The sequence below is a fragment of the Saccharothrix sp. ST-888 genome (assembly GCF_000955975.1).
Lineage (GTDB): Bacteria > Actinomycetota > Actinomycetes > Streptomycetales > Streptomycetaceae > Kitasatospora.
The window spans coordinates 19,528-43,848 of sequence record NZ_JYJF01000012.1 but is presented as its reverse complement, the minus strand read 5'-3'; the positions used below and the strand labels follow the sequence as shown (position 1 = coordinate 43,848).

Annotated in this window: 25 protein-coding genes and 1 riboswitch; of the genes, 8 read left to right on the top strand and 17 right to left on the bottom strand. The window is 73.0% G+C overall.

Annotated features, from left to right (window positions below; genetic code table 11):
• Nucleotides 1-8: 8 nt before the first annotated feature.
• Nucleotides 9-494, bottom strand: coding sequence for a GNAT family N-acetyltransferase (locus tag UK12_RS07395; RefSeq protein ID WP_045300898.1), 486 nt, complete (start codon nt 492-494; stop codon nt 9-11).
• An 83-nt stretch (nt 495-577) separates the two neighbouring features.
• Nucleotides 578-1,009 carry an ankyrin repeat domain-containing protein gene (locus UK12_RS07390; protein WP_045300896.1) on the bottom strand — a complete coding sequence of 144 codons (432 nt, stop codon included), beginning with the start codon at nt 1,007-1,009 and terminating at the stop codon, nt 578-580.
• A 307-nt stretch (nt 1,010-1,316) separates the two neighbouring features.
• Between UK12_RS07390 and UK12_RS07385 the strand changes: the two genes are divergently transcribed.
• From UK12_RS07385 to UK12_RS07375, 3 genes are all read left to right on the top strand, one after another.
• Complete coding sequence (locus tag UK12_RS07385) at nt 1,317-1,511, top strand: hypothetical protein (protein ID WP_045300894.1); 195 nt, start codon at nt 1,317-1,319, stop codon at nt 1,509-1,511.
• A gap of 94 nt (nt 1,512-1,605) precedes the next feature.
• Nucleotides 1,606-3,231, top strand: a complete 1,626-nt coding sequence (locus UK12_RS07380) for an FtsK/SpoIIIE domain-containing protein (RefSeq protein ID WP_045300892.1) — start codon at nt 1,606-1,608, stop codon at nt 3,229-3,231.
• Nucleotides 3,232-3,478: 247 nt separating this feature from the next.
• Nucleotides 3,479-3,853 (top strand): RNA polymerase-binding protein RbpA, encoded by a 375-nt coding sequence (locus UK12_RS07375; protein WP_045300891.1) that lies wholly within the window; start codon nt 3,479-3,481, stop codon nt 3,851-3,853.
• Nucleotides 3,854-4,109: 256 nt separating this feature from the next.
• On the opposite strand, the gene fxsA is transcribed toward UK12_RS07375, so the two are convergent.
• The 4 genes from fxsA to UK12_RS07355 form a co-directional block, all read right to left on the bottom strand.
• Entirely contained in the window at nt 4,110-4,679 is a 570-nt protein-coding gene (fxsA, locus tag UK12_RS07370) for an FxsA family membrane protein (protein WP_052681682.1), read from the bottom strand.
• A gap of 37 nt (nt 4,680-4,716) precedes the next feature.
• Nucleotides 4,717-6,504 (bottom strand): apolipoprotein N-acyltransferase, encoded by a 1,788-nt coding sequence (gene lnt, locus UK12_RS07365; RefSeq protein ID WP_052681679.1) that lies wholly within the window; start codon nt 6,502-6,504, stop codon nt 4,717-4,719.
• 246 nt (nt 6,505-6,750) lie between these two features.
• Nucleotides 6,751-8,370, bottom strand: coding sequence for an amidohydrolase (locus tag UK12_RS07360; protein ID WP_045300889.1), 1,620 nt, complete (start codon nt 8,368-8,370; stop codon nt 6,751-6,753).
• A 30-nt stretch (nt 8,371-8,400) separates the two neighbouring features.
• Nucleotides 8,401-8,850 (bottom strand): Lrp/AsnC family transcriptional regulator, encoded by a 450-nt coding sequence (locus tag UK12_RS07355; RefSeq protein ID WP_442973781.1) that lies wholly within the window; start codon nt 8,848-8,850, stop codon nt 8,401-8,403.
• Between the two features lie 315 nt (nt 8,851-9,165).
• Between UK12_RS07355 and UK12_RS07350 the strand changes: the two genes are divergently transcribed.
• Entirely contained in the window at nt 9,166-9,612 is a 447-nt protein-coding gene (locus tag UK12_RS07350; protein WP_045300885.1) for a hypothetical protein, read from the top strand.
• Nucleotides 9,613-9,773: 161 nt separating this feature from the next.
• On the opposite strand, the gene UK12_RS07345 is transcribed toward UK12_RS07350, so the two are convergent.
• Nucleotides 9,774-10,937 carry an acyl-CoA dehydrogenase family protein gene (locus tag UK12_RS07345; RefSeq protein WP_045300883.1) on the bottom strand — a complete coding sequence of 388 codons (1,164 nt, stop codon included), beginning with the start codon at nt 10,935-10,937 and terminating at the stop codon, nt 9,774-9,776.
• 183 nt (nt 10,938-11,120) lie between these two features.
• Here UK12_RS07345 and UK12_RS07340 point away from each other — a divergent pair, with 183 nt between their 5' ends.
• Nucleotides 11,121-11,840: a uridine kinase family protein gene (locus UK12_RS07340; protein ID WP_197084633.1), complete on the top strand. Its 720-nt coding sequence runs from the start codon at nt 11,121-11,123 to the stop codon at nt 11,838-11,840.
• A gap of 352 nt (nt 11,841-12,192) precedes the next feature.
• Nucleotides 12,193-14,358 (top strand): AAA family ATPase, encoded by a 2,166-nt coding sequence (locus UK12_RS07335; protein WP_197084632.1) that lies wholly within the window; start codon nt 12,193-12,195, stop codon nt 14,356-14,358.
• Between the two features lie 164 nt (nt 14,359-14,522).
• Here UK12_RS07335 and UK12_RS07330 read toward each other — a convergent pair whose 3' ends face one another.
• From UK12_RS07330 to UK12_RS07285, 10 genes are all read right to left on the bottom strand, one after another.
• Nucleotides 14,523-15,566 (bottom strand): hemolysin family protein, encoded by a 1,044-nt coding sequence (locus tag UK12_RS07330; RefSeq protein WP_045300881.1) that lies wholly within the window; start codon nt 15,564-15,566, stop codon nt 14,523-14,525.
• A complete protein-coding gene (locus UK12_RS07325; protein WP_045300880.1) occupies nt 15,563-16,894 on the bottom strand; it encodes a hemolysin family protein in 1,332 nt (443 codons plus the stop codon). The genes UK12_RS07330 and UK12_RS07325 overlap by 4 nt, the downstream gene beginning before the upstream one ends.
• Before the next feature lie 225 nt (nt 16,895-17,119).
• Nucleotides 17,120-17,587, bottom strand: a complete 468-nt coding sequence (locus UK12_RS07320; RefSeq protein ID WP_045300878.1) for a PH domain-containing protein — start codon at nt 17,585-17,587, stop codon at nt 17,120-17,122.
• A 55-nt stretch (nt 17,588-17,642) separates the two neighbouring features.
• The gene (hisG, locus tag UK12_RS07315) at nt 17,643-18,491 is read right to left on the bottom strand and encodes an ATP phosphoribosyltransferase (protein ID WP_045300877.1); all 849 of its coding nucleotides are present in this window, start codon (nt 18,489-18,491) and stop codon (nt 17,643-17,645) included.
• Nucleotides 18,492-18,547: 56 nt separating this feature from the next.
• Entirely contained in the window at nt 18,548-18,820 is a 273-nt protein-coding gene (locus UK12_RS07310) for a phosphoribosyl-ATP diphosphatase (protein WP_045300875.1), read from the bottom strand.
• A gap of 218 nt (nt 18,821-19,038) precedes the next feature.
• The gene (ribH, locus tag UK12_RS07305) at nt 19,039-19,512 is read right to left on the bottom strand and encodes a 6,7-dimethyl-8-ribityllumazine synthase (RefSeq protein ID WP_045300873.1); all 474 of its coding nucleotides are present in this window, start codon (nt 19,510-19,512) and stop codon (nt 19,039-19,041) included.
• A 29-nt stretch (nt 19,513-19,541) separates the two neighbouring features.
• Nucleotides 19,542-20,825: a bifunctional 3,4-dihydroxy-2-butanone-4-phosphate synthase/GTP cyclohydrolase II gene (locus tag UK12_RS07300; RefSeq protein WP_045300871.1), complete on the bottom strand. Its 1,284-nt coding sequence runs from the start codon at nt 20,823-20,825 to the stop codon at nt 19,542-19,544.
• A complete protein-coding gene (pnuC, locus tag UK12_RS07295) occupies nt 20,822-21,469 on the bottom strand; it encodes a nicotinamide riboside transporter PnuC (protein ID WP_045300869.1) in 648 nt (215 codons plus the stop codon). Before pnuC ends, UK12_RS07300 begins: the two co-directional genes overlap by 4 nt.
• The gene (locus UK12_RS07290; protein WP_045300866.1) at nt 21,466-22,143 is read right to left on the bottom strand and encodes a riboflavin synthase; all 678 of its coding nucleotides are present in this window, start codon (nt 22,141-22,143) and stop codon (nt 21,466-21,468) included. The genes pnuC and UK12_RS07290 overlap by 4 nt, the downstream gene beginning before the upstream one ends.
• A gap of 184 nt (nt 22,144-22,327) precedes the next feature.
• Nucleotides 22,328-22,455: riboswitch (FMN riboswitch) on the bottom strand.
• A 73-nt stretch (nt 22,456-22,528) separates the two neighbouring features.
• Nucleotides 22,529-22,741 carry a hypothetical protein gene (locus tag UK12_RS07285; RefSeq protein ID WP_045300864.1) on the bottom strand — a complete coding sequence of 71 codons (213 nt, stop codon included), beginning with the start codon at nt 22,739-22,741 and terminating at the stop codon, nt 22,529-22,531.
• Between the two features lie 313 nt (nt 22,742-23,054).
• Here UK12_RS07285 and UK12_RS07280 point away from each other — a divergent pair, with 313 nt between their 5' ends.
• Together UK12_RS07280 and UK12_RS07275 are read left to right on the top strand one after the other, a co-directional pair.
• The gene (locus UK12_RS07280) at nt 23,055-23,303 is read left to right on the top strand and encodes an SCO4226 family nickel-binding protein (RefSeq protein WP_045300862.1); all 249 of its coding nucleotides are present in this window, start codon (nt 23,055-23,057) and stop codon (nt 23,301-23,303) included.
• Nucleotides 23,304-23,379: 76 nt separating this feature from the next.
• Nucleotides 23,380-24,045: an MSMEG_1061 family FMN-dependent PPOX-type flavoprotein gene (locus tag UK12_RS07275; protein WP_045300859.1), complete on the top strand. Its 666-nt coding sequence runs from the start codon at nt 23,380-23,382 to the stop codon at nt 24,043-24,045.
• Nucleotides 24,046-24,321: the final 276 nt, after the last annotated feature.

The window sequence follows — 24,321 nt, the reverse complement described above, 5'->3', positions numbered from 1 at the left end:
CGGGCGGGTCAGGCCGCCGCAGGCACCAGCGGCTTGCCCATGCAGACACTCTGCGGGTGGTCCTTGTAGACGCCGAACTTGGTGATCGGCTCGTACCCCTCGGAGGCGTACAGCGCCAGCGCCTCGGGCTGCTCGGTGCCGCTCTCCAGCACCAACCTGGTCCGGCCGGCCTCGGCGGCGCTCTGCTCCAGGTGACGCAGCACCGCCCGGGCCAGACCCCGGCCCCGGGCCGAGGGCGAGACGTACATCCGCTTGAGCTCCGCGTCGCCGTCGCGCAGCCCCGTGCCGTCCGCCTCCTTGGCCCGCCAGCCGCCGCAGGCGACCGGCCGGCCGTCGAGGTAGCCGACCACGAAGATCCCGGCGGGCGGGTCGAAGTGCTCCGGGTGTATGACGGTCACGTCCACCTCGCCGTAGCGGCGGACGTACTCCTGCTGGACCTCGGCGGACAGCTGTACGGCATCCGGGTGGCCGTAACCGGTGGTGCGTATCTCCATGGCCGCCAAGCCTAGTTGCGACCGGCCGCCACCTGGCCTTCCGACCTCGGTCCGACGGCCGGGAGGCGGCGGGGCGGCTTCGGTCAGCGGCCCTCGAAGCGGGCCACCAGGCCCTCCTTGCCGAACATCCGGGCGGTGTCCACGGCGGAGGGGGTACCGGCCTGCGGGTCGGCGCCGCCGGCCAGCAGGGCGGCGATCACCTCCTCCTCGCCCTTGAACACCGCCCCGGCGAGCGGCGTCTGACCCCGGTCGTTGATCAGGTTCGGGTCGCCGCCGTGCGCCAGCAGGGCCTCGACCGTGTCCGCGTGGCCGTGGTAGGCGGCGAGCATGATCAGGGTGTCGCCCCGGTCGTTGGTGAGGTCGGCGGGGGCTCCGGCGTCGAGGTACCCGGCGAGCAACGCCGTGTCGCCGGTACGGGCGGCGTCGAAGAGCCTGCCCGCGAGCTCGATCACCTCGGCGTCCGGCACCTGCCCCGCCGGCGGGTCCTGCGGAGTCTGCGGAGCTGAGTCGGTCATGACGGCCCTTTCGGATCCGGTGCAGTGTCGTACGGCACCGTAGCGGATGACACGTTCATCCGGAGGTAACGCATCCGTTCGAGCGAACTTTTCCCGGCAGGTGCGCCCGGAGCAGGGTGCGCGGGGGACCTGAGAGAGCGGAATTCCGCCGTGAGCAGCGGTCCGCACGTATACCTCCGAGGTTCACCCCGGCAACAAGAGCACCCATTTGCCCCGTTCCATCATCTATTACTTTTTGTCACGATTAAGTCGCTTTCGGTAACCCTCTCTCGCCGTCCCCTGTCCCCCTCACCGAGGAGCAGAGCACGTGATCCTCTCGATTTCCGGCATCGTCCTGTTCGGCACCATCGCATTCCTCTTCTTCCGGCGGGACGGCCTCAAGGTCTCGCATGCCCTGGTCTGCGCCCTCTTCGGCTTCTACATCGCGGGTTCCTCGATCGCCCCGAGCATCACGGCAGGCGGCGCGAGCCTGGCCAGTCTGCTGAGCGGCATCAAGTTCTGACCGATCCCTCGCAGTCACGGCCCGGGTGCGGATCCCACCGCCCCGGGCCTTTCTGCCACCGTCCCGCCCGTCCCATCCGCCCGGGGAGTCAGGAATGTCCCTCACCCGCCATTTCAACCGCGGCCGCGACCTCGCCCGTACGGCAGGCGACCACGCCTCCGACGTGTTCGCCCCGCTGACGGTGATCGGGCGCGGCCTGCGCGCCCACGTCGACTGGGCCAAGGGCCGCTGGGCGGCCACCCCGAAGGACCGCCGGGGCCCCACCGCCTTCCTCTCCGCGGCGGTCCTGCTCGGGATCTACCTGCTGCCGCACGGCCCGCTGCTCGCCCTGGTCGCCCTGATGGCCAGCGCCACCTGGGTCGGCCGGACCCTCAAGGCCGCCCCCGCCCCGCCCGAGGCGGACGTCGCCGACCTCAAGCTGACCGCCCTCTACGCCGCCCTGACCCCCTACCTGGGTGGGGTGGACGATTTCTCGCCGCTCTACAGCATGGACGGCAGCTACAAGTCCGCCTTCAGCGCCTGGGAGTTCGACGGCGACGGCCGGCTCAGCTCCCTCGACCTGGCCTACCCCGCGTACTTCACCGACACCGAGCCGGCCGCCCGGGCCAGGATCGAGCAGGTCGTCCAGGGCAAGGCGGGCCGCGCCCGCGAGTACCGCTTCGACTGGGACGAGGAGTCCAACAGGCTGCGGGTCACCGCCCTGGCCCCGCTGCCCACCGACATCACCGCCCAGCCCTTCGTCACCACGCCGGGCGAGATCGTGCTGGGCTTCACCGACGCGCTCGGCACCCACCGGACCATCCCGGTGCACCAGGGTGGCGGCACCGCCCAGCAGCCGCCGGTGATCTGGCGGACCGGCGCCCGAGCCGCCGAGCCGCACCTGCTGGCCCTCGGCACGGCGGGGCACGGGACGTCCACGCTGATCCGCTCGATCGCGCTCCAGGCGCTCCCCCACGGCGACCTGGTGGTGATCGACGGCGCGGGCACCGGCGAGCACGCCTGCCTGGTGAACCGGCCCGGCGTGCACACCGTGGAGACCAGCCTGCGCGGCGCACTGGCCGCGCTGGAGTGGGCCGTCAAGGAGACCGAGCGCCGGATCGCAGCCCTCAACGCCGCCCGTCACCACGGCGTCACCCCGCCTGAGGACGTCATCCGCCCGCTGTGGCTGCTGCTCGACCACCCCACCGAGCTGACCGAACTGGCCCACGCCGAGGGCCGCCTCGACCCGCAGGAACTGCTGGAGATCCCGCTGCGGCAGGGCCGCGCGGCACGCGTGACGGTGGTGGTCGCCGACGATCTGGAGGCCCGGGAGCGGCTCTCCCCCACCGTCCGGGCCACCACCAGGGCCCGCGTGGTGCTCGGCCCCACCGGCGCCGAGGGCGCCCAGCTGGCGCTGGGCGCCCCGTTGGACATCACCCCGGCCGCCCAGACACCCGCCGGCCGCGGCTACGCCCGGATCGGCACCGCCGCCCCCGTCCGGCTCCAGGTCCCGGTCACCGTGGACCCGCTGGACGAGGAGGCACCGGCCCTGCTGCGGGACGCGGTGATCGCCCTGCTGCCGCACCGGGACACCAGGACCGAAGCGGCGGCCCAGGCCCAGGCACCGGCCGGGGAGCCGGTGGCGAGCTCGATCGCGGGCCCGGTGGCGAGCTCGATCGGCGGGCCGGGAGTCGAGCTGACGAAAGACCCCGCCTCGGTGCGCCCGCGTCCGGTCTGGTGACCGGGCACGGATAAACTTGGACGGCCGCCACTGGGCCGAATTGCTAGCTGTGTGCACAATTAGTGACACTCTGGGTGATATTCGAGCTCAGATGTGACAAATCGGGCGGGGATGGGTACAAACAGGGGCGGCACGACAGGCGACGCATGTCCCGGGACGGGAATCTTCGTCGGCGGCCGAGCGTTGACCGAACGACGATGACAGCGACCACTAGTCCTGTGGGCCATAAGCCCGGGAGGCACGATTCATGAGCGAGCGAGCTCTCCGCGGCACGCGACTCGGGGCCACTAGCTACGAGACCGACCGTGGAATCGATCTGGCTCCCCGCCAGACCGTTGAGTACGCATGTCAGAACGGACACCGATTCGAGGTGCCTTTCTCCGTTGAGGCGGAGATTCCCTCGATCTGGGAATGCCGTTTCTGCGGCCAGGAGGCAGTCCTGCTCGACGGCGACGAGCCGGAGGAGAAGAAGACCAAGCCGACGCGCACCCATTGGGACATGCTGATGGAGCGTCGTACGCGCGAGGAGCTGGAGGAGGTGCTGGCCGAGCGGCTGGCGGTGCTTCGCTCCGGCGGGATGAACCTCGCGGTTCACCCGCGCGACACCCGCAAGAGCGCGTGATCGCCCCCTCCACCTAGGCAGAGGGCACCGAAGGGGCCCCGGGCAGCCGCCCGGGGCCCCTTCGGGCTGCCCGGGGGGCTCCACTGCGCGGGGGCTTCGGCGTGCGAGCGCCCGTCCGGGCGGGCTACGCCGCAGCGGCGCCGCCGGGCCTCGGGGCCTCGTCGGCGGCGGACCGTGCGGGGCGCCTGCCGCGAAGCCGCAGGGGGGCGGACGCTCGGCTCACCGCGCCCCTTGAGGCACCGTACGAGTCGGGTGCTCAGCCGGTGATCGGGGGTCGGCAGTCGGTGTCGGGGCCGGTGGGGCCGGTCGGGGGGTCGACCACCTCGCCCTGGATCACCTTGCCGTCCGGCCGGTGGATGCGCATCTGCTCCTGGAGCCGCATGGCGTCCGCGAACGCGTCGGACCCGGGCCTGGCGGTGGAGCGCAGTGCCGTCCGGGTGAACCGGCGGCCCAGCGCCCGCCACAGCGCCCTGGTCGGCGGGAGCAGCAGGGTCAGCCCGATCAGGTCGGACAGGAAGCCCGGCAGGATCAGCAGCAGGCCCGCCAGCACGGTCAGGCTGGTGCCGGTCTGCGCCTGCTGCGACTGCGGATCACGGCCCTGCTCGATGGCCGCCGACAAGGCCTTCAGGCCCGCCCGCTTGATCAGCGATCCACCCACGAAGACCCCGGCAATCAGCAGGATCAGCACGGTGAACCAGCCGGTCGCGCCCGCGACGACGGTCAGCAGCCAGATCTCCAGCACCAGCCAGGCGGTGATCAGCAACGGCAGCACCCGTCGCAGGCGACTGCGCGGGGCCGGACGGACCGGGGTAGCTTGCTGGGTCACGGTCGAATCCACTCCATCCCGGTGCTCTCCGCGCAGATCAGCGACGGGCAATCCGAGCGGGGGCGACTGCGGCTGCGGCACCCACCTGGGTCAACGGTTCGGCCTCGGCCGGTGTTCCGGCGGTGCCGCCACCGTTGCGGCGGCGCCGGGTCGCGCCGACCGCCACCGCGCCGCAGGCCAGCAGGCCGGCGATGGAGAGCGCCCACTCGGGCGCGGCACCGACCCGGTCGGCCACCGTCTTCCCGTTGAGCAGCGGCACCGTGGCGCTGAGCTCGGCCGGGGTGAGCTCCTGGGTGCGGCTGACCACCGAACCGTCCGGGGCGATGATCGCGCTGATCCCGCTGGTCGCGGCGATCAGGACGGCCCGGCCGTGCTCGACCGCACGCAGCCGGGACATCGCCAGCTGCTGGTCGGGCTGGCCGCTCTTGGCGTAGGTCGCGTTGTTGGTCTGCACCACGAGCACCCGGCCGCCGTCGTTGACGGTGTCGCGGACGATCTCGTCGTACGCCACCTCGAAGCAGATCACATCGCCGATCCGGGCCGGACCGAGCTGCATCACACCGTCGTGGGTGCCGGGGTAGAAGTCGCGGGCGACCCGCTGCAGGCGGGTGATCACCTTGGAGAGCTCGGCGCGGAACGGCACGTACTCGCCGAAGGGCACCGGGTGCTGCTTGGTGTAGAACTCGCCGGGGCCGCTCTGCGGGTCCCAGACGATGCCTTCGTTCTGCACGTGCTGGCTGTCCGGGCCGTCCACCAGGGTGCCGACCAGGGTGGGCACCCCGATCGCCTTCACGGCCTGGTCGATCCGCTGGTAGGCCTCCGGGACGGCGTAGGGGTTGAGGTCGGAGGAGTTCTCCGGCCAGATCACCACGTCCGGACGCTCGGCCTTGCCCGCGGCCACCGCGGCGGCCAGGCGCTCGGTGGCCGAGGCGTGGTTGTCGAGCACCATGAACGGGCGGCCGAGGAAGTCCATGCCGGGGTGCGGCACATTCCCCTGGATGACGGCCACCTTGACGGTGTCGCGGGCATCGGCGCCGGTCGGCACCGGGACGAGGTACCCGGCGAGGATCGTCGCCACGGCCCCGGCAGCGGCCAGTGCGGCGGCGCGGGGAGCACGGGGAAGGCGGCGGGTGTCCGGGGCCGCCTCGGTGGCGTCAGCGGCTTCCGCAGCGTCGGTGGCCCCGGCGGTCGTCGGGGCGGGGCTCCGGCGCAGACGGAGGGCGGTGTACCCCAGCAGGGTGCCCGCGAGGGCGACCGCGAAGGTGACCAGGGGCGCGCCGCCGAGGGCGGCCAGGGGTGTGAACGGACTGGCCGTGTTGGCGAAGGCCAGCCGGCCCCACGGGAAGCCGCCCAGCGGCAGCCGGTCGCGGGCCCACTCCTGGGCGACCCAGAGGCAGGCCCCCCAGAGCGGCCAGGTGCGCAGCCGGGAGGTGGCGGCGAGACCGGCGCCCAGCGCAACGACGAACAGCGCCTCCAGCACGGAGAGCCCGACCAGTGCGTCCGGGCCGATCACCCGGATCCAGTCGAGCAGCAGGAGGAAGAACGGGAAGCCGAACGCGAAGCCGGTCCACGCCCCCTGGCGGGCCGTCCGCCCCCGGGTCAGCAGGGAGAGGGCCGCCACCCCGAGGATCGATAGCGGCCACAGGCCGTACGGCGGGAAGGCCAGTGCCAGCAGCAGACCGGCGGCGACGGCCAGCCCGGTCCTGGGCAGGCCGGCCCGGACCTTGGTCCAGCGGCGCCGCAGCCGCCCCGGCCGCTGTTCGGGGACGGACTCGGCCGCCTCCGACTCCGCCGCCGGCTGCTCCTCGTTCCCGGGCAGTGCCACCTGCGCACCACCTCTCTGGCTGTGCCGTCCGCTCGCGCTGCGAGTGCCGTCTGATCGACCGGCCGCTCGTCACCGAGAGCCGTCGGAGAAAGGTACCCCGGAGCGGTACCGACCTGCCCTCAAGGGTGCCTGATCGGAGCGACCCGCCGGCCGGCGGCTCGGGGCGCGAGAACCGTGCCCCCTGACCCGGGGACGCTCCTGAGGTTCTGCGCGCCCCCGGACGGTGCCGGGCCGGCGGCCGGCGGGTCAGCGCCGGTGCACCGTGCGGCCCCGGACGACCGTGCGCAGGCAGGTCGGGAGCGGGACGCCCGGGGTGAGGTCGGGCAGGCCCGGGGTGCCGGAGCGGGGGTCGGTGGACCAGCCCGCGACGCGGTCGTCCGGGGCCTGGACGACGAGGTCGGCCACGTCCCAGATCGCGAAGCTGGCGACGGCGCCCGGGACCAGCACGCCGTCCTGATCCCGGCCGAGCGCGCGCCAGCCGCCCCGGGTGTGCGCCGTGAACGCCGCCCGGACCGAGATCCGGTGCCCGGGGGTCCGGTGGAAGGCCGCCGCCCGGACGGTGCCCCAGGGGTCGAGCGGGGTGACCGGTGCGTCCGAGCCGAAGGCGAGCGGGACTCCGGCGCGCAGCAGGGCGGCGAACGGGTTGAGCGCGGCGGCCCGCTCCGCGCCGAGCCGCTGGACGTACATGCCGTCCGGGCCGCCCCAGCTGGCGTCGAAGGCGGGCTGGACGGAGGCGGTCAGGCCGAGCTCGGCGAAGGCGGCGATCATCTTGTCGTCCAGCGCCTCGGCGTGCTCGACCCGGTGCCGCAGCGAACGGACCCGGGCGAGCCCGAGCCGGTCGGCCGCCGCCCGTACGCCGTCCAGGACGGCCGCCAGCGCGGCGTCCCCGATCGCGTGGAACCCGGCCTGGAGACCGGCCTCGGTGCAGGCGGTGACGTGGTCGGCCACCTCGTCGGCGGTCAGGTAGGCGGTGCCGGTGTGCTCGGCGTCGGCGTAGGGGGCGTGCAGGCAGGCGGTGTGCGAGCCGAGCGCGCCGTCCACGAAGAGGTCACCGCCCGCGCCGACGGCGCCCAGGCGGCGGGCGGTCTCGACGCCGCCGAGTTCGCCCCAGTAGCCGAAGACCTCGGGGCCCTCGCCCTCGGCCGCCAGGGCCAGCAGGGCGGTCAGGTCCTCGGCGGAGGAGATCTCGGGTCCGGCGCACTCGTGGACCGAGCCGATGCCCAGTTCGGCGGCCCGCCGCAGGGCGGCCTGCTGGGCGGCGCGGCGCTGATCCGGCGTCAGGTGGGCCAGCGCGGCCTGCCGGACGGCGTGGTGGGCCTCGCGGGTGAGCGCCTCGGTGGGATGGTGGCCCGGGAGCCCGGCCAGGTCCCGGGTCAGCTCGCGCAGGGCGGTGCTGGCGAGCGCCGAGTGCACGTCGGTCCGGGAGAGGTAGAGGGCGGCACCGCCGGCGGCGGTGTCCAGCTCGGCGAGCGTCGGCGGACGGCCTTCGGGCCAGCCGCTCTCGTCCCAGCCGTGACCGATCAGCACGCCGCGGCCGGCCGCCCCGGCGCCGTCGGCGGAGCGGGTGAAGGCGGAGATCCGCTCCAGCGCCTCGGCGAGCGAGGGGCAGCCGGTGAGGTCCAGACCGGTCAGGGCCAGGCCCGTCGAGGTGGCGTGGACATGGGCGTCCACGAAGGCGGGGGTGACCAGTGCACCGGCCAGCTCCACCACCTCGTCGGCGCTCTCGGCGTACGCCTGGGCGGCGCCGTCGCTGCCGACCCAGGCGATGTGTTCGCCCTCGACCAGCATCGCGGTGGCGAAGGGGTCGGCGGGGCTGTAGACGGCGCCGCCGCGCAGGAGCACGGTCCGGTTGGTGCGTTCGGTCATGGGCCTAAGTCTGCACCCGGACGAGTCGGGTCAGAGCTTCGGGGGGCGCGCCTCGTAGGGGGTGGAGAGCACCACCGTGGTGCGGGTGGAGACCCCGGCGGCGCTGCGGATGCGCGCCAGCAGGTCCTCCAGGTCGCCGGGGGCACCGACCCGGACCTTGAGGATGTAGTTCTCGTCACCCGCCACGCTGTGGCAGGCCTCGATCTCGGGCAGCGGGGCCAGCCGCTCCGGGGTGTCGTCGGGCGAGCTCGGGTCGAACGGTTTCACCGAGATGAAGGCCGTCAGCGCCAGGTCGACCGCGTCCGGGTCGACGATCGCCGTGTAACCGCGGATGACGCCGCGCTGCTCGAGACGGCGCACGCGCTGGTGCACCGCCGAGGTGGACAGGCCGGTGGCCTTGCCCAGGTCCGTGTAGCTCATCCGGCCGTCCTGGAGAAGCAACTGGACGATGTGCTGATCGAGATCCTCCACAAGGCGCAAACCTACTGCCCCCAGGTCCCGTCTGCCGACCAGGTGCGCACTCCGCCGGTTCCGGACGGTGATCGGCTGCTCACCGGGGACTGCGGCCCGCCGGACGGCCGGCGCCGCCGGTGCGCACCACCGCCGTGCACCCGGAGCGCGAGCCCCCAGCAGAAACGGCGCGTGAACGGGGCATGTGCCGCTGGAATGTGGCGAACGACACACCTTGTGCATCACAGTGCACCGCAGTGCAGGGTTATGACACTCCGTCGGCGGGAAGTGCTGCTTGTGGCCAGGGCCGACGCGAGCCCGGTCCGATCCGAGGGGGATCATCACATGTCTGCTACTGATCAGCGTTCCCGCGCCGCGGAGGATGACGAACGCCTCGACCGCGACGCCGACTTCGACTTCACCGGGTTCCCGGGGGTGGACCCGGGGGACATGGACACCTGGGAGATCGTCCGGGTCCACTGCCCCGCGTGCGACCGCCCGATCGCCCTGGTCGGCGACGAGGAGCGGCTGCCGCAGCACGCCGTCCTGCCGACCGCCTGGCACCCCTTCTCCCCCGCGCTCTGCCCCGGTTCCGGTGCGGCCACCGACGACCTGGCCGAGTGCGACGACGCCCTCGGCGACCCGGCCGGGCCCGGCGCGGAGGCGCTGCTGGCCCTTCCCGCCGAACTGGACTGGCGCACCCAGCCGTTCTCGCACGTCGGCGGCCCCGACGCGGCCCCGGTGAGCCGGGTGCGGGTTCCGGCGCAGCGCGGCCGCCTCGTCCGGCACTGACCGCTCCCGTTCCGCCTCACGTTCGCGAGGGCGGAACCGCACGAAGGTGGAACCGGTAGGGGCGCGGGGAACCACGCGAGGGCCCTCTGTGGAGGTGCCTGCTCTCTCGCGCCGTTCCCCGCGCCCCTACCGGTTCGCCGCCCCGCGTCGAGGGGCCCCGGTTACCTGCCGGTGAGGTGGCGGCCGATGACCAGCCGCTGGATCTGGTTGGTGCCCTCCACGATCTGCAGGACCTTGGCCTCGCGCATGTAGCGCTCGGCCGGGTAGTCCTGGGTGTAGCCGTACCCGCCGAGCACCTGCACCGCGTCCGTGGTGACCCGCATCGCGGCGTCGGTGCAGAAGAGCTTCGCCATCGCCGCCTCCTTGGAGAAGGCCAGTCCGCTGTCGCGGCGGCGGGCCGCGGACAGGTAGAGCGCGCGGCCGGCCTCGACCTGGGTGGCCATGTCGGCCAGCATGAAGGACAGCCCCTGGAAGTCGGCGATCGGGCGGCCGAACTGCTCCCGGGTGCCCGCGTAGTCCACGGCGAGGTCGAGCGCGGCCTGGGCCACGCCGATCGCGCAGGCCGCGATGCCGAGCCGGCCGGAGTCCAGGGCGGAGAGCGCGATCTGGAAGCCCTGGCCCTCGTCGCCGATCCGCCGCTCGCGGTCCACCCGGACGCCGTCGAAGTGCAGCTGTGCGGTCGGTGAGCTGCTCATGCCCATCTTGTGCTCCGGCGGCGCGGCCGCGAGCCCCTGGCTGTCGCCCGGGACGAGCAGGCAGCTGATGCCCCGGGCGCCGTCCTCGCCGGTCCGCACCATGGTGCTGTAGAAGTCGGCGCGGCCGCCGTGCGTGATCCACGCCTTCGTGCCGTTCACCACGTACTCGTCGCCGTCCAGGTCGGCCCGGGTGCGCAGGGCGGCGGCGTCGGAGCCGGACTGCGGCTCGGAGAGGCAGTAGGCGCCGAGCTGCTCGCCGCTGAGCATCGCGGGCAGCCAGCGGTCCCGCTGCTCCTCGGTGCCGAAGGTGGCCAGCGCATGGCAGGAGAGGGTGTGCACGCTGACTCCGAGGCCGACCGCGAGCCAGCCGGCGGCCAGCTCCTCCAGGACCTGGAGGTAGACCTCGTACGGCTGCTCGCCGCCGCCGTACTGCTCGCCGTACGGGAGGGAGAGCAGCCCGGCGTCGCCGAGCGTGCGGAAGGTCTCGCGGGGGAACCGGGCGACCGCCTCGTCCTCGGCAGCGCGCGGCCGGAGCTCGCGCTGGACCAGGTCCCTGGTGAGGCTCAGCAGTTCGCGGGCCTCGTCACTGGGCAGCTGGCGGTCGACAGGCTTGGCAGGGGCGGGGCTCATGACGGAACGGGCCTCCTCGGTCGGGGTGCCGGGCCTCGGGGTGACGAGGCACGGCACGGCAGGCGTGTCCGACCGGCACCGGGTTGCGGTGAACGGTCGTTCACGGGCGTGGCGAAGTGAGTATGCCCGATACCGGCCGGTCCGTCACGACCTGCCGGAACGCACCGCCCGTAGAGTGGGCCCGTGGCTGATCGGGACGACTGCACAAGGCTCGGCGACGGCTCGGCGGAGGCCGGAGCCGGGACCGGTGCTGCCGTGCGACGGGGCGAGCCGGTCCGGCCGGCCGGACCGGCGGGCGTGGCAGAGGCGGAAGCGGCGGACGTCCCGGCGCGGCTCGCTCGGCGGCTGCTCGCCCTGCCGCCGTCCTGCGGCCCGGTCCGGCTGGTGGCCGTGGACGGGCACGCCGGGGCCGGGAAGACCACCTTCGCCGCCCGGCTGGCCGCCGCGCTGGGGGGAGCGCCGGTGGTACACCTGGACGATCTCGCCACCCACGCCGAGCCGTTCGGCTGGGTGGAGCGCCTGCGCACCGAGGTACTGGAGCCGCTGGCGGCGGGCCGGACCGGTGAACACCGCGTCTACGACTGGACGTTGCGCCGCTTCGCGGACCGCCGGGCGGTGCCGCCCGCGCCGGTGGTGCTGATCGAGGGGGTCGGCGCCGGACGGAGCGGACTGCGGCCGTGGCTGGCCGAGTTGATCTGGATGGAGCTGGACGCAGCGGCCGCCCGCGCTCGCGGGGAGCGGCGCGACGGACCGGAGTTGGCCGAATTCTGGGCCGGGTGGGCGGCGGCCGAGCTGGCGCACTTCGCGGCGGACCCCAGCCGTCCGTATGCGGACCTGCGGGTGGACGGCCTCACCGGCCGGATTCTTTTCCCATTCCTTGGCGATTCCTTGGCCAGTTCTTGACCCGAGGTGCCCTCAGCCCATAGGTTCTCCCCGTCACGAGCCGGTTGATCTCGCGACAGCGTGCGCGGCAACTCCGACTCGTTCCCCCGTGGGCCGGAGCTGTCGCGTTCCGCATCCGCTGCGCCGCTCTCCTCACCTGCCGCGATCCACCGCGACCGTCGTGTTCCGGACGGACTCCAACAACCCGGCGGGCCCGGCGATTTGACAGGGTGCGACACTCTTCCGGATCAGCCCTGCGCCGGTACGATTCCTGACAGGCACGGTTGCGTGCCGGGGGCGTCGGTGTGGGCGGGCACCACCCTGGCCTCACCCCTCGGCCGCCGAGCCTCGATACACCGAGCGGGGGGCGTGAGTGACGGTGGACAGTTCCAGTACGACCGGGCCGGACCGGCTCGCCGACCGCGCCTGGCTGCGGGCGATGGACGCCTACGCCGCAGGCGCGTACGCCAGGGCGGAGGAGGAGTTCCGCACGGCCGTGCGGCTCGACCCCGGCATGGCGGACGCCTGGCTCGGCCTGCACGCCCTGCGCTGCGACACCTCGGGCGCGCTGCTGGCCATGCACCGCCACCAGCGGCGTTTCGGCGAGCAGCGCGCCAGGCACCAACGGCCGCTCAGTTCCTGGTACTGGCTGGGGTGGTGGGTCCAGCCGGTCCTGGAGGACGCCCGCGACCTGGCCCTGGCGCACGCCTCGCACTGGCTGGACGGCCGCCAGCTGACCGAGCTCGACCGGGCCCTCACGGCCTGCCCGCCGCCGGACCGGGACCCTTCGGTCCGGTTCCTGCACGCCTGCCGCTCCTACCTGCTGAAGGACTGGGAGCAACTCATCCGGGAAACCGACCAGTTACTGGACGATCCGCTGCTCGGCATCGAGGCCGGACTGTTCGGCGGCATGGCCAGGGTCCGGCTCGACATGTGCGCCCAGGCGCAGCGCCCGCTGGCCGCCTCGCTGGCCCGCTGCCGCTCGGAGCAGCCGCAGCGCAAGGAGCTGCGGTACTGGCTGGCCCGGGCGTACGAGGGGGCCGGGCGCAGCGCCGCGGCCCTGCCGCTGTACCGGGCGGTGCACCGGGCCGACCCGGCCTTCATGGACACGGCGGCACGGCTGGCCGCGATCACCACCGAGGACGGGGTGATCGAGGGACTGCTCGGCGAGGGCCGGAGCGACGCCCAGGCACCGGGTGAACTCGCCCTCGCGGAGGCCGACTTCGAGCCCGCCGAACTGGCGGGCGCCGAGCCCGTGGGCGAGTTCGGACCGGACGTGGACTACCAGCCCGGCTACGACACCGCCGACGGTACCGACGGCGGCGGGTACGACGTCGAGAACGACGGTGCGACGGGCGGCGGATACGACGGCGGGAGCGACTACGACGCCGGGGGCGGGTACGACGGCGACGAGGCGTACGGCCCGGACGGTGGGTTCGGCGGGTTCGGTGGGTTCGGCGGCGAGGACGTGTGCGCCGGGGAGGACGGGCTCGGGGCGGAGACGGACTACCGGATAGGCGAGTCCTACGCCGGTCCTGCCACCACCGGGGTGCCCGTGCCCCGGCCGGCCGCCGAGCGGTCGGGCGGCTCCGTCGACCCGGCCCCGGGGCCGCCGCCCAGAGGCGACGGCGGTGAACGTGCCGCACCCGCGGCCGGATCGGCACAGCACGGCGGGCTCCGCGGCCAGCAGGGGCTCGACGCGGCGATGGCCGCGCTGGAGCAGATGGTCGGCCTGGATCCGGTGAAACGCCAGGTCCGGGCCCTGTCGGCGCAGTTGCGGATGTCACGGCTGCGCACCGAGCAGGGTCTGCCGGTGCAGCCGCCGAAGCGGCACTTCGTCTTCTCCGGCCCCTCGGGCACCGGGAAGACCACCGTCGCCCGGATCCTCGGGCAGGTCTTCCACGCGCTCGGCCTGCTCTCCGGGGACCACCTGGTGGAGGCCCAGCGAGCGGACCTGGTGGGCGAATTCCTCGGCCAGACGGCGGTCAAGGCCAATGAGCTGATCGACTCCGCGCTGGACGGCGTGCTCTTCATCGACGAGGCGTACAGCCTCTCCAACTCCGGCTACAGCAAGGGCGACGCCTACGGGGACGAGGCACTCCAGGTGCTGCTGAAGCGGGCCGAGGACAACCGCGACCGGCTGGTCGTCATCCTGGCCGGCTACCCCGAGGGCATGAACCGCCTGCTGGCCACCAACCCGGGCCTCAACTCCCGCTTCACCACCCGGGTGGACTTCCCCAGCTACCGCCCCGCCGAACTCACCGCCATCGGCCGCACCCTGGCCGCGTCCGGCGGCGACGGCTGGGACGAGGACGCCGCCGAGGAGCTCGCCAGCATCTGCGGCCACGTGGTCCACGAGGGCTGGATCGACGACCTCGGCAACGGCCGCTTCATCAGGACCCTCTACGAGAAGTCCTGCGCCTACCGGGACCTGCGCCTGTCCGCCCTCCGGGCCGTCCCCACCCGCGAGGACCTGGCCACCCTCCGCCTGCCCGACCTGCTCCAGGCCTACGGCGAACTGATCGACGGCCGGCGATAGACCACAGCCGCCCGAGGCGCCCTGCCCACCCGACCGAGCACAACAGGGCAAGCCGACAGGGGCGCGGGGAACTGCGCGATCAGCCCACCTCGGAGCCGCACGGTCTCTCGCGCCGTTCCCCGCACCCCTGATGGTTCACGCTTGCCCCGGAGGAACTCCTGGGCTCAGGTGCGGGCCACCTGGCGATGGTCGGGGTCGTGCATCTCGCCGACCAGTTCCTCCAGGACGTCCTCCAAGGCGACCAGGCCGAGCTTGCGGCCGTCCTGGTCGACCACGGCGGCCAGGTGGGCGGCTGCCCTGCGCATCGCGCCGAGCGCGTCGTCCAGCGGCATGGTGCCGCGCAGGACGGTCACCGGGCGCCAGAGCCGGGCCGGAAGGGGCGCCGACGGGTCGTCGACGTCCAGGATGTCCTTGACGTGCAGGTAGCCGCGCAGCGTGCCGGCCTCGTCGACCACCGGGAAGCGGGAGAACCCGGTGCGGACGGCCAGTTCCTCTATCTCCAGGGCGGTCACCGAGGGGCCCACGGTGACCAGTTGCTCGGCCGGCAGCAGGACGTCGGTGACCGGCCGGCGGCCGAGCTCCAGGGCGTCCTCCAGCCGCTCCTGGCGGCGTTCGTCCAGCAGGCCGGCCGCGCGGGAGTCGGCCAGCAGATGGAGCAGCTGCTCGTCGGTGAAGACCGACTCGACCTCGTCCTTGGGCTCGACCCTGGCCAGCCGCAGCACGCCGTTGGCGAAGGCGTTCAGCAGCCGGATCACCGGGCCGAGCCAGCGGGCCAGCCGGTCCAGCGGCGGGCCGAGCCAGAGCGCGGCCTTCTCCGGACCGGCGATCGAGATGTTCTTGGGGACCATCTCGCCGATCACCATGTGCAGGAAGACCACCAGGGCCAGTGCCAGGGCGTAGCCGACCGGGTGGACCAGCGACTCGGGCATGCCGACGGCATGGAAGGGGCCTTCCAGCAGTCCGGCGATGGTCGGCTCGGCGAGTGCGCCGAGCAGCAGCGAGCAGACGGTGATGCCCAGTTGGGCGGCGGCCAGCATCGCGGAGACGTTGGAGAGCGCGTGCAGGACGGTGTGGGCGCGCTTGTTGCCCGCCTCGGCGAGCGGTTCGATCTGGCTGCGGCGCACCGAGATCACGGCGAACTCGGCGCCGACGAAGAAGGCGTTGCCGAGCAGGAGCAGCAGCGAGGCGAACAGGTACAGGGCGCTCATCGGTCCGTCTCCTCGGCTCCGGCGTCGGGGCGGCGCTCGATCAGCACCCGGCTGGTGCGGTGCCGCTCCACGCCGAGCACGGTGAACCGCCAGCCGGGCAGGCCGGCCATCTCACCGGGGGCGGGCAGCTTGCCGAGCAGGTCGGCGAGCAGTCCGCCGAGCGTCTCGTACGGTCCGTCCGGGGCCTGGAGGCCGATGGTCTCCAGCTGGTCGAGCCGGGCGCGGCCGTCGGCCTCCCAGACCGGGTACCCGTCGACGGGCGGCAGCTGGCGCAGTTCGGGGATGTCCTCGGGGTCGTGCTCGTCCTGCACCTCGCCGACGATCTCCTCGACGATGTCCTCGATGGTGACCACGCCGGCCGTGCCGCCGTACTCGTCGACCACGATGGCCATCGGCTGCTGGCGGCGCAGCTGGTCGAGCAGGCGCTCGGCGGGCAGGGTCTCGGGGACCAGCAGCGGTGCCGAGGCAAGTGCGGCGACGCGGGTCGCGGCGCGCAGTTCGGCGGGGACGCCGAGGGCGTCCTTGAGCGTGACGGTGCCGGTGACCTCGTCCACGCTGTGCCCGTAGACCGGGAAGCGGGACAGGCCGGTGGCCCGGGTGAGGTTGAGGACGTCGGCCGCGCTGGCGTCGTGCTGGAGGGCGACGACGTCCACGCGCGGGGTCATCACGCTCTCCGCGGTGAGTTCGCCGAGGCCCAGGGTGCGCACGAACAGCCGGGCCGACTCCTCGTCCATCACACCGGCTCTGGCGGAGTGCCGGGCGAGCGCGACCAGTTCGGCGGGGGTGCGGGCGTGGCCGAGCTCCTCCTGCGGCTCGATGCCCAGCGCCCGCACGATGCGGTCGGCGGAGCCGTTCAGGAGGCTGATCAGCGGTCGGCAGACGGCCGAGAAGACGCGCTGCGGTCCGACCACGGCGTAGGCGACCTGGAGCGGCCGGGAGATCGCCCAGTTCTTGGGGACCAGCTCCCCGATCACCATCTGCACCACGGTGGCCAGCAGCATGCCGACGGTCACGGCGGCGCCGGCCGCGGCGGCCGTGGGCAGGCCGAGGCCGGTGAGCACGGGAGTGAGCAGGGTGGAGAGCGCGGGCGCGGCGAGCATGCCGACCACCAGCGAGGTGACGGTGATGCCGAGCTGGGCGCCGGAGAGCTGGAAGGAGAGCCTGTGCAGGGCCTTGGCGATGCCCGCGGCCCGTCGGTCACCGGCGGCGGCGGCGCGTTCGACACTGCCGCGCTCCACGGTGACGAGGGCGAACTCGGCGGCCACGAAGAGGCCGTTGGCGAGGATGAGCACAAGGGCCGCGAACAGCAGCAGCCAGGCGGTGATCACAGTGCCGCCTGCCTTCCGGGCGACGGAAGTGAGGCGGCGCGGGTACTACCGGACGGATCGTCCATCGAGGGGAGGTGTCACTCCTCAGGTCGTGGGTTTGACTGGCGGGGCCTTTGCCCCGGCTTTACCAGCGTAAACGATAGCTGTGCGGAGGTAAGGATCTTGTCGGGCGGTGCCTGCCACCGGCCGGGTGAGGTCCCGCCGGATTCCCGCGCGCGGGTCCGCTCAGCGGGAGGTACCGCGCTCCTCGACCAGGTCGCGCAGTGCGCGGGCGGCGCGGACCGCCTGGTCGCGGCCGCCGGCGGGCTGGATGCCGACCGCGGCCAGCGCGGTGCCGTCGGCGAGGTCGAGGGTGACCCACGGGTCGCCCTGGCGCAGGTTGACCCGGACGATCTCGGCCCAGGCGAGGCGGCGGCTACGGACGAAGTTGACCACCGTGACGCCCTGTTCGTCGGCGCTCACCCTGGGCCGGGCCAGCATCAGGCCGGCCCCGGCGAAGAGCAGGCCGCTGCAGACCATCGCCAGCCGGTCGTTGAGCTGCCAGTTGTCGGGCAGCGCGAAGGCGATCGTGCTGAACAGCACCAGCAGCACGGTGCAGAGCGTGAGCAGCACGGCCCGGTTGCGGCGCGGCGCCCAGCTGACCGGGAGCGCGCCGGACGCGGCGGGCTTGGTGGACTCGGCGGACGTGGTCACGGTGGTTCTCCCCAGCACGGGCGGGGACCCGGTCCGGCCCCCGCCCGATCGGTCGTCAGAGGCGGCAGGCGTGGATGTTGGTGACCAGGATGGCGCGGGCGCCGATCCCCCAGAGGTCGTCCATGATCCGCTGGGCCTCCTTGCGGAGCACCATCGAACGGACCGCCACCCAGCCCTCGGTGTGCAGCGGGGAGACCGTCGGCGACTCCAGGCCGGGGGTGAGCGCAACGGCGGCCCCGACCTTCTCGGCGCGGATGTCGTAGTCCATCAGCACGTAGCGGCGGGCCACCAGCACGCCCTGGAGGCGGCGCAGGAACTGCTCGACCCGCGCGTCCTCGCCGGCGCCCTTGGGGCGGATCACCACGGAGTCCGAGATCAGGATCGGCTCGCCGAAGACCTCAAGGCCGGCGTTGCGCAGGCTGGTGCCGGTCTCCACGACGTCGGCGATCACATCGGCGACACCCAGCTGCACGGCGGTCTCGACCGCGCCGTCCAGCTTGGTGACGGTCGCCTTGACGCCCTGCTCGGCCAGGTGCTGCTCGACCAGGCCGGTGTACGAGGTGGCGATCCGCAGGCCCTCCAGGCCCTGAACGTCCTTCAGGTCGACACCGACCGGCTTGGCGAAGCGGAAGGTCGAGCCGGCGAAGCCGAGCGCGAGCACCTCCTCCGCGTCCGCGCCCGAGTCCAGCAGCAGGTCACGGCCGGTGATACCGACGTCGAGGCGGCCGGAGCCGACGTAGACGGCGATGTCGCGCGGGCGCAGGAAGAAGAACTCGACCTGGTTCTCCGGGTCGACCAGCACCAGCTCCTTGGGGTCCTTGCGCTGCCGGTAGCCGGCCTCATGGAGCATCTCCGCCGCGGGACCCGAGAGCGAACCCTTGTTGGGGAGGGCGATGCGCAGCATGAGAGAGGAATCCTTCGCTGTGGAGGGGACTGTGGTGCGGTGGGGGGCGGAGCGGATCAGAGGTGGGCGTAGACGTCGTCGAGCGTCAGTCCGCGGGCGACCATCATCACCTGAAGGTGGTAGAGGAGCTGCGAGATCTCCTCGGCGGTCCGCTCGTCGGTCTCGTACTCGGCGGCCATCCAGACCTCGGCGGCCTCCTCGACGACCTTCTTGCCGATCGCATGGACGCCCTGCTGGACGAGCTGCGCGGTACGGGAGGACAAGGGGTCGCCGGTGGCGGCCTTCTTTTGGAGCTCGGTGAAGAGCTCCTCGAATGTCTTGGAAGCCATGATGAGCTCACCTTACGGCTTGCGGGCTGACGGACGGTAAACGGTCCCGGACCTTGGACACTCCGATGGACGCACGGTCGATGGACGCACGGTCGAACTATCCCAGGCGGGCGCGGTCGCACCGCGCAAGGACGCGGGGACCCGCGCGGGCGACCGGGCAACTGTGTGCCCGGTCGCCCGCGCGGATCCCCGCGTCCCGGCTTGAGTCCCGCCGGCGGTCAGGCCAGCGCGCGCAGCGTGGCGGCCGTGGCGACCGCCGCCGTGACGGCCTCGTGGCCCTTGTCCTCGGCGGAGCCCTCCAGGCCCGCCCGGTCCAGCGCCTGCTGCTCGTTGTCGCAGGTCAGCACGCCGAAGCCGACCGGGACGCCGGTGCTGACGCTGACCTCGGTGAGGCCGAGGGTGGCCGCCTCGCAGACGTACTCGAAGTGCGGGGTGCCGCCCCGGATGACCACGCCGAGCGCGATCACCGCGTCGTAGCCGCGATCGGCCAGCCGCTTGGCGGCGACCGGGAGCTCGAAGGCGCCGGGGACCCGGACGACGGTCGACTCGGCGACGCCCAGCTCCTTGAGCGCGCGGTGGGCGCCGTCCAGCAGGCCGTTCATCACCTGCTCGTGCCACTGCGCGGCGACGACGGCGACCCGCAGGTCGGAAACGTTGTTGATGGTCAGCTCGGGGGCTCCGTGGCCGCTCACGTTCGTACGTCCTTCGGTGGTAGGGAGGTTCAGGAGTTGGCGTCGAGCCAGGGCAGTTCGTGGCCCATCCGGTCGCGCTTGGTGCGCAGGTAGGCGGTGTTGTGCTCGCCGGGTGTGACGGCGACCGGCTGACGGCCGTTGACGGTGAGGCCGTACTCGGTGAGTGCGGCGATCTTGTCGGGGTTGTTGGTGAGCAGGGTCAGCGACTTGACGCCGAGGTCGGCGAGCATCTGGGCGCCGATGCTGTAGTCGCGGGCGTCGGCGGGCAGGCCGAGTTCGAGGTTGGCGTCCACGGTGTCCCGGCCCTGCTCCTGCAGCTCGTAAGCGCGCAGCTTGTGGGCGAGGCCGATGCCCCGGCCCTCGTGGCCGCGCAGGTAGAGCAGCACACCGCGGCCGGCGGTGGCGATCTCCCGCAGCGAGGACTGGAGCTGGGGGCCGCAGTCGCAGCGCAGCGAGCCGAGGACGTCACCGGTCAGGCACTCGGAGTGGACCCGCACCAGCAGGTCCTCGCTGTCCGGGACCTTGCCGTCGGCGCCGAGGCCGCCGGCCACCAGGGCGATGTGCTCGACGCCGTCCAGGGTGCCCTTGTAGCCGACGGCGGTGAAGTCGCCGTACTCGGTCGGCAGGGTGGTGACCGCGGCGCGGCTCACGTGCAGCTCGGTGCGGCGGCGGTAGGCGATCAGGTCCTCGATGGAGATGATCGACAGGCCGTGCCGCCGGGCGAAGGCGACCAGCTCGGGCAGCCGGGCCATGGTGCCGTCGTCGTTGACCACCTCGGCGATCGCTCCCGCCGGCGGGAGCCCGGCGAGCCGGGCCAGGTCGACCGCCGCCTCGGTGTGTCCGGGGCGGACCAGGACGCCGCCCTCGACCGCGCGCAGCGGGAAGATGTGGCCGGGCCGGGTGAGGTCGCCCGGCTCGGTGCCCTCGCTGGCGAGCAGCCTGGTGGTACGGGCCCGGTCGGCGGCCGAGATGCCGGTGTCCACGCCGTCCCGGGCGTCCACCGACACCGCGTACGCGGTGCCCTTGCGGTCCTCGTTGACCTGGGTCATCGGCGGCAGCTTGAGCCGGTCGAGCTCGGCACCGGTCATCGGGACGCAGATCACGCCCGAGCTGTAACGGATGGTGAAGGCCATCAGTTCGGGGGTCGCGGCGGAGGCGGCGAAGACGATGTCGCCCTCGTTCTCGCGGTCCTCGTCGTCGACCACGATCACCGGCCGGCCGAGCGCGATGTCGGTGATGGCGTGCTCGACCGGGTCGAGGGCGAGGCTGTCGTCCAGCGGCGGCCGGGCGTCGGGTACGGGGTGGGTGGTCATGCCGTGGCTCCCTGGAGGACGGCCGTGCTCGCGGCACGGGGCGTGCGGGTCCGCAGCCACCAGGCGCGCAGGCCGAGCAGCACCAGAACGAAGTAGATGACGTAGGTCAGGCCGGAGAAGGTGTAGCCGCTGCTGAAGGCGAGCGGGACGCCCACGATGTCGACGGCTATCCAGGCGAACCAGAACTCGACCCAGCCCCTGGCCTGGGCGTACATCGCCGCCAGCGTGCCGACGAATATGTACGCGTCCGCCCACGGGCTCCACGACAGCTCGGGGACGGCGAGGAAGAGCTCGGCCAGGCCCACGGTGGCCAGCGCGGTGGCGCCGACCAGCAGCGCGCGCTCCCGCCCGGTGGCGAACCGGACCTCTATCTCGCCGCTGCTGCGGCGGCCGCGCTGCCACTGGTACCAGCCCCAGACGGCGGCGGCGATGACGATGCCCTGCTTGCCCACCAGCCCGGCCAGGTGGCCGGACAGGTAGGCGGCGACCAGGACGACCGCGGACAGCAGCTGGACCGGCCAGGTCCACATCGAACGGCGCCAGCCCAGCGCGAGCGCGGCCAGTCCGAGCAGGTTGCCGACCATGTCGGTCCACTTCACCGGCTGGCCGAGCACCGCGAAGGCCGTGTCGTTGAGCCAGTTCACGACACGTCCTCCAGCGCCGTGGGTGGGGCGAGGGTGGCCGGCAGGGCACGGCTGTCGAGCAGCCGCTCGACGTACTTCGCGAGCACGTCCACCTCGAGGTTGACCGGCTCGCCGATCTGCTTGGTGCCGAGGGTGGTGAGGGCGAGGGTGGCCGGGATGAGGCTGACGGTGAAGCTGTCGAGGGCGGCCTCCACCACGGTGAGGCTGATGCCGTCCACGGTGATCGAGCCCTTCTCGACCAGGTACCGGGCGATGCTCTGCGGCAGCGAGAAGCGCAGCACCTCCCAGCGCAGGTTGCCGGCGGCGTCGAGTTCGCCCGGCTCGCGGGCGAGCAGGGTGCCGGTCGCGTCGACATGGCCCTGGACCAGGTGCCCGCCGAGCCGGGCACCGAGTGCCATGGCCCGCTCCAGGTTGACCCGGTCACCGGGGCGCAGCGTGCCGAGGCTGGAGCGGTGCAGCGTCTCGGCCATCACATCGGCGGTGAACTCGTCGCTGGCGGCGGTCAGTTCCTCGGAGGTGTCGACAACGGTGAGGCAGACGCCGTTGACCGCGATGGAATCACCGTGCTTGGCACCGGAACGGACCGCCGGGCCGCGCAGACGGATTTGGGAGGACTCTCCGAACTCCTCGATGGAGACGACCTCGCCGAGCTCTTCGATGATGCCGGTGAACACCCGGATTCTCCTCGCGCTTGGGCGCGGACTCCGGGGGCGGCATGGGAGAGGACACGGACAGCAAGGTCTGGGAATGCCCGGAGAACACTCCTCGGCACCGGTCTGCGACCGGCGCACGGGACGGAGTCCTCCCGGCACGCCTTCCGCGGCTCTTCGGGTGGAGCCGTGGCACTGCTTGTCCGCCCGCGCACGCCTCCCATCCGGACTTTAACCGTCGGTCCAGGAATTTCACCTGGTCAACCGGCCGCTGGCTGCGGACGGGTCGCGGACTGTAACCGCCGGTTCGGATTTTCACCGACCCCGGAGTGCGCTGAACGTCACTGCTATTGCCGTCATTGTGCCATGATCCCCGGCGGACCAGGAGGGGGTTCCGCTGTGGCCTGATTCACTCGGCCGACTCGGCGTCGGCGGGAATACCGCGACGGTCGTTGCGGCACACGGTCCCGCTGAGCGGGACGGGGCCTTCGGGGCCGCTGCCGAGGATGCCCTGCCGGAGCACGGCGGCCCAGCCGGCGGCGGGCAGAATCGCGGGGACCGGCAGGAGGAGGCGAACTGACGCCGCGACGGTCGAGTGGCCCCGTCCGGCCTGGATGCCCACCCGGCGCAGGGAGTTCGGCGCACACGCCCCAGGCCGGGCCTTCGCCGGTCTCGCTCATTCCACCGTCAACCGGCGTGATCTCATGGAGAGTTGGCGTCATCGCGAGCCGACTCCCGGGAGCGCGGCGAGTGCCCGTCGTCCATGGGTGACCGGCGGCGGAGCGGAGCAGCTCGACACCGTCCGCCGAGGCCCTTCGCCGGCGCCGGCCGGGAGGAGGCGCTGGCGTACGGAGCGCGAGTGGGCGCACTCTGGTGGTATCCCCCGGCTCCGGGCGGTCGGCCCGGGGTCACCGACCAGCAGAGGCGTGAGGGCGATGGCCACCTTCATGGACGTCCACCACGGTATGAACGGCATCACGGCCGACCAGCTCGCGGCCGCGCACCGGGCCGACCTGGCGATCCAGGCGGAGGAGCACGTGAACTTCAAGCAGGTCTGGGGCGATCCCGAGACCGGCACCGTGTACTGCCTCTCCGACGCCCCGTCCAAGGAAGCCGTCCAGCGGGTGCACGATCGCGCCGGGCACCGCGCCGACGAGATCCACCACGTGCCGCTCACGGCCTGACCGGGCAGCCGCCGCCCGGGCCTTGGGGGCGAAACTCCCCGTCCGCGACCTTGGCACTCGGCTAGATTGCCCGTACGTGACGACAACGCCACCGGCCACGAGCCGGCTCTTCGACGCCCTGAACGCCACCGCCCTGCGGGACATCGCCCAGCTGCGCGAGGTCTACGAGCAGCCCGGCGACCACGCCCGCCGCAAGCAGGTCGACCGGCTGCTCGACAGCGCCCGGCAGCTGATCGGCTGCGCCCCGCTGGTGTTCATGGCGAGCGCGGGTGCGGACGGCCGGGCCGATGTGACGCCCCGGGGCGGCCCGCCCGGGTTCGTCTCGGTGCTGGACGCGCACACCCTGGCCATCCCGGACGCCACCGGCAACAAGCGGCTGGACAGCCTGCACAACATCGTCGAGACCGGCCGGGTCGGGCTGCTGTTCGTCATACCCGGCCGTGACAGCACCCTGCGGGTGAACGGGCGCGCCTGTGTCTCCACCGACCCCCGGCTGCTGGAGCAGCTGAAGGCCGTGGGAAAACCGCCGCGCAGCGCCGTCGTGGTCGCGGTCGAGGAGGCGTACGGGCACTGCCCGAAGTCCTTCCTGCGGGCCGGCGCCTGGCAGCCCGAGAAGTGGCCGGCTCCCGACGCCGCGCCCAGCTCCGCCCAGGTCACCCTCTCCCACCTGCGCGACCCCGGGCTGACGGTCGAGATGATCGAGCAGACCGAGCGTGAAGCACTGCTCTACCGGTACGAGTAGCACCGCAACCGCGCCGCAGCCGGCCCGACCGAAGGCCCGACCCCGCGCCGCACGCGCCGGGGTCGGGCCTTCGCATGTCTCGGACCGGTCGTCATGTACTGTTCCCCGTTGTCGTGTTCAGGTCGCAGCCCCCGTGACGGGCTCCCGGACCGGCCCCGCAGGGACCCGATCAGTCAACCCCAGGCCCGAATACGTTCAACGCTTTGTCAACTCTTCCACCCCCGTGAATCACCCGCCACCGCGCTCGCACACCTGGGCGGCCACTCCCACCAGGCG

What these genes read in the sequence shown, in the direction of transcription:
- UK12_RS07395 (WP_045300898.1), bottom strand. Translation starts at nt 494, where the DNA reads ATGGAGATACGCACCACCGGTTACGGCCACCCGGATGCCGTACAGCTG.
- UK12_RS07390 (WP_045300896.1), bottom strand. Translation starts at nt 1,009, where the DNA reads ATGACCGACTCAGCTCCGCAGACTCCGCAGGACCCGCCGGCGGGGCAG.
- UK12_RS07380 (WP_045300892.1), top strand. Translation starts at nt 1,606, where the DNA reads ATGTCCCTCACCCGCCATTTCAACCGCGGCCGCGACCTCGCCCGTACG.
- UK12_RS07375 (WP_045300891.1), top strand. Translation starts at nt 3,479, where the DNA reads ATGAGCGAGCGAGCTCTCCGCGGCACGCGACTCGGGGCCACTAGCTAC.
- UK12_RS07360 (WP_045300889.1), bottom strand. Translation starts at nt 8,370, where the DNA reads ATGACCGAACGCACCAACCGGACCGTGCTCCTGCGCGGCGGCGCCGTC.
- UK12_RS07350 (WP_045300885.1), top strand. Translation starts at nt 9,166, where the DNA reads ATGTCTGCTACTGATCAGCGTTCCCGCGCCGCGGAGGATGACGAACGC.
- UK12_RS07345 (WP_045300883.1), bottom strand. Translation starts at nt 10,937, where the DNA reads ATGAGCCCCGCCCCTGCCAAGCCTGTCGACCGCCAGCTGCCCAGTGAC.
- UK12_RS07330 (WP_045300881.1), bottom strand. Translation starts at nt 15,566, where the DNA reads ATGAGCGCCCTGTACCTGTTCGCCTCGCTGCTGCTCCTGCTCGGCAAC.
- hisG (WP_045300877.1), bottom strand. Translation starts at nt 18,491, where the DNA reads ATGCTGCGCATCGCCCTCCCCAACAAGGGTTCGCTCTCGGGTCCCGCG.
- UK12_RS07310 (WP_045300875.1), bottom strand. Translation starts at nt 18,820, where the DNA reads ATGGCTTCCAAGACATTCGAGGAGCTCTTCACCGAGCTCCAAAAGAAG.
- UK12_RS07300 (WP_045300871.1), bottom strand. Translation starts at nt 20,825, where the DNA reads ATGACCACCCACCCCGTACCCGACGCCCGGCCGCCGCTGGACGACAGC.
- UK12_RS07280 (WP_045300862.1), top strand. Translation starts at nt 23,055, where the DNA reads ATGGCCACCTTCATGGACGTCCACCACGGTATGAACGGCATCACGGCC.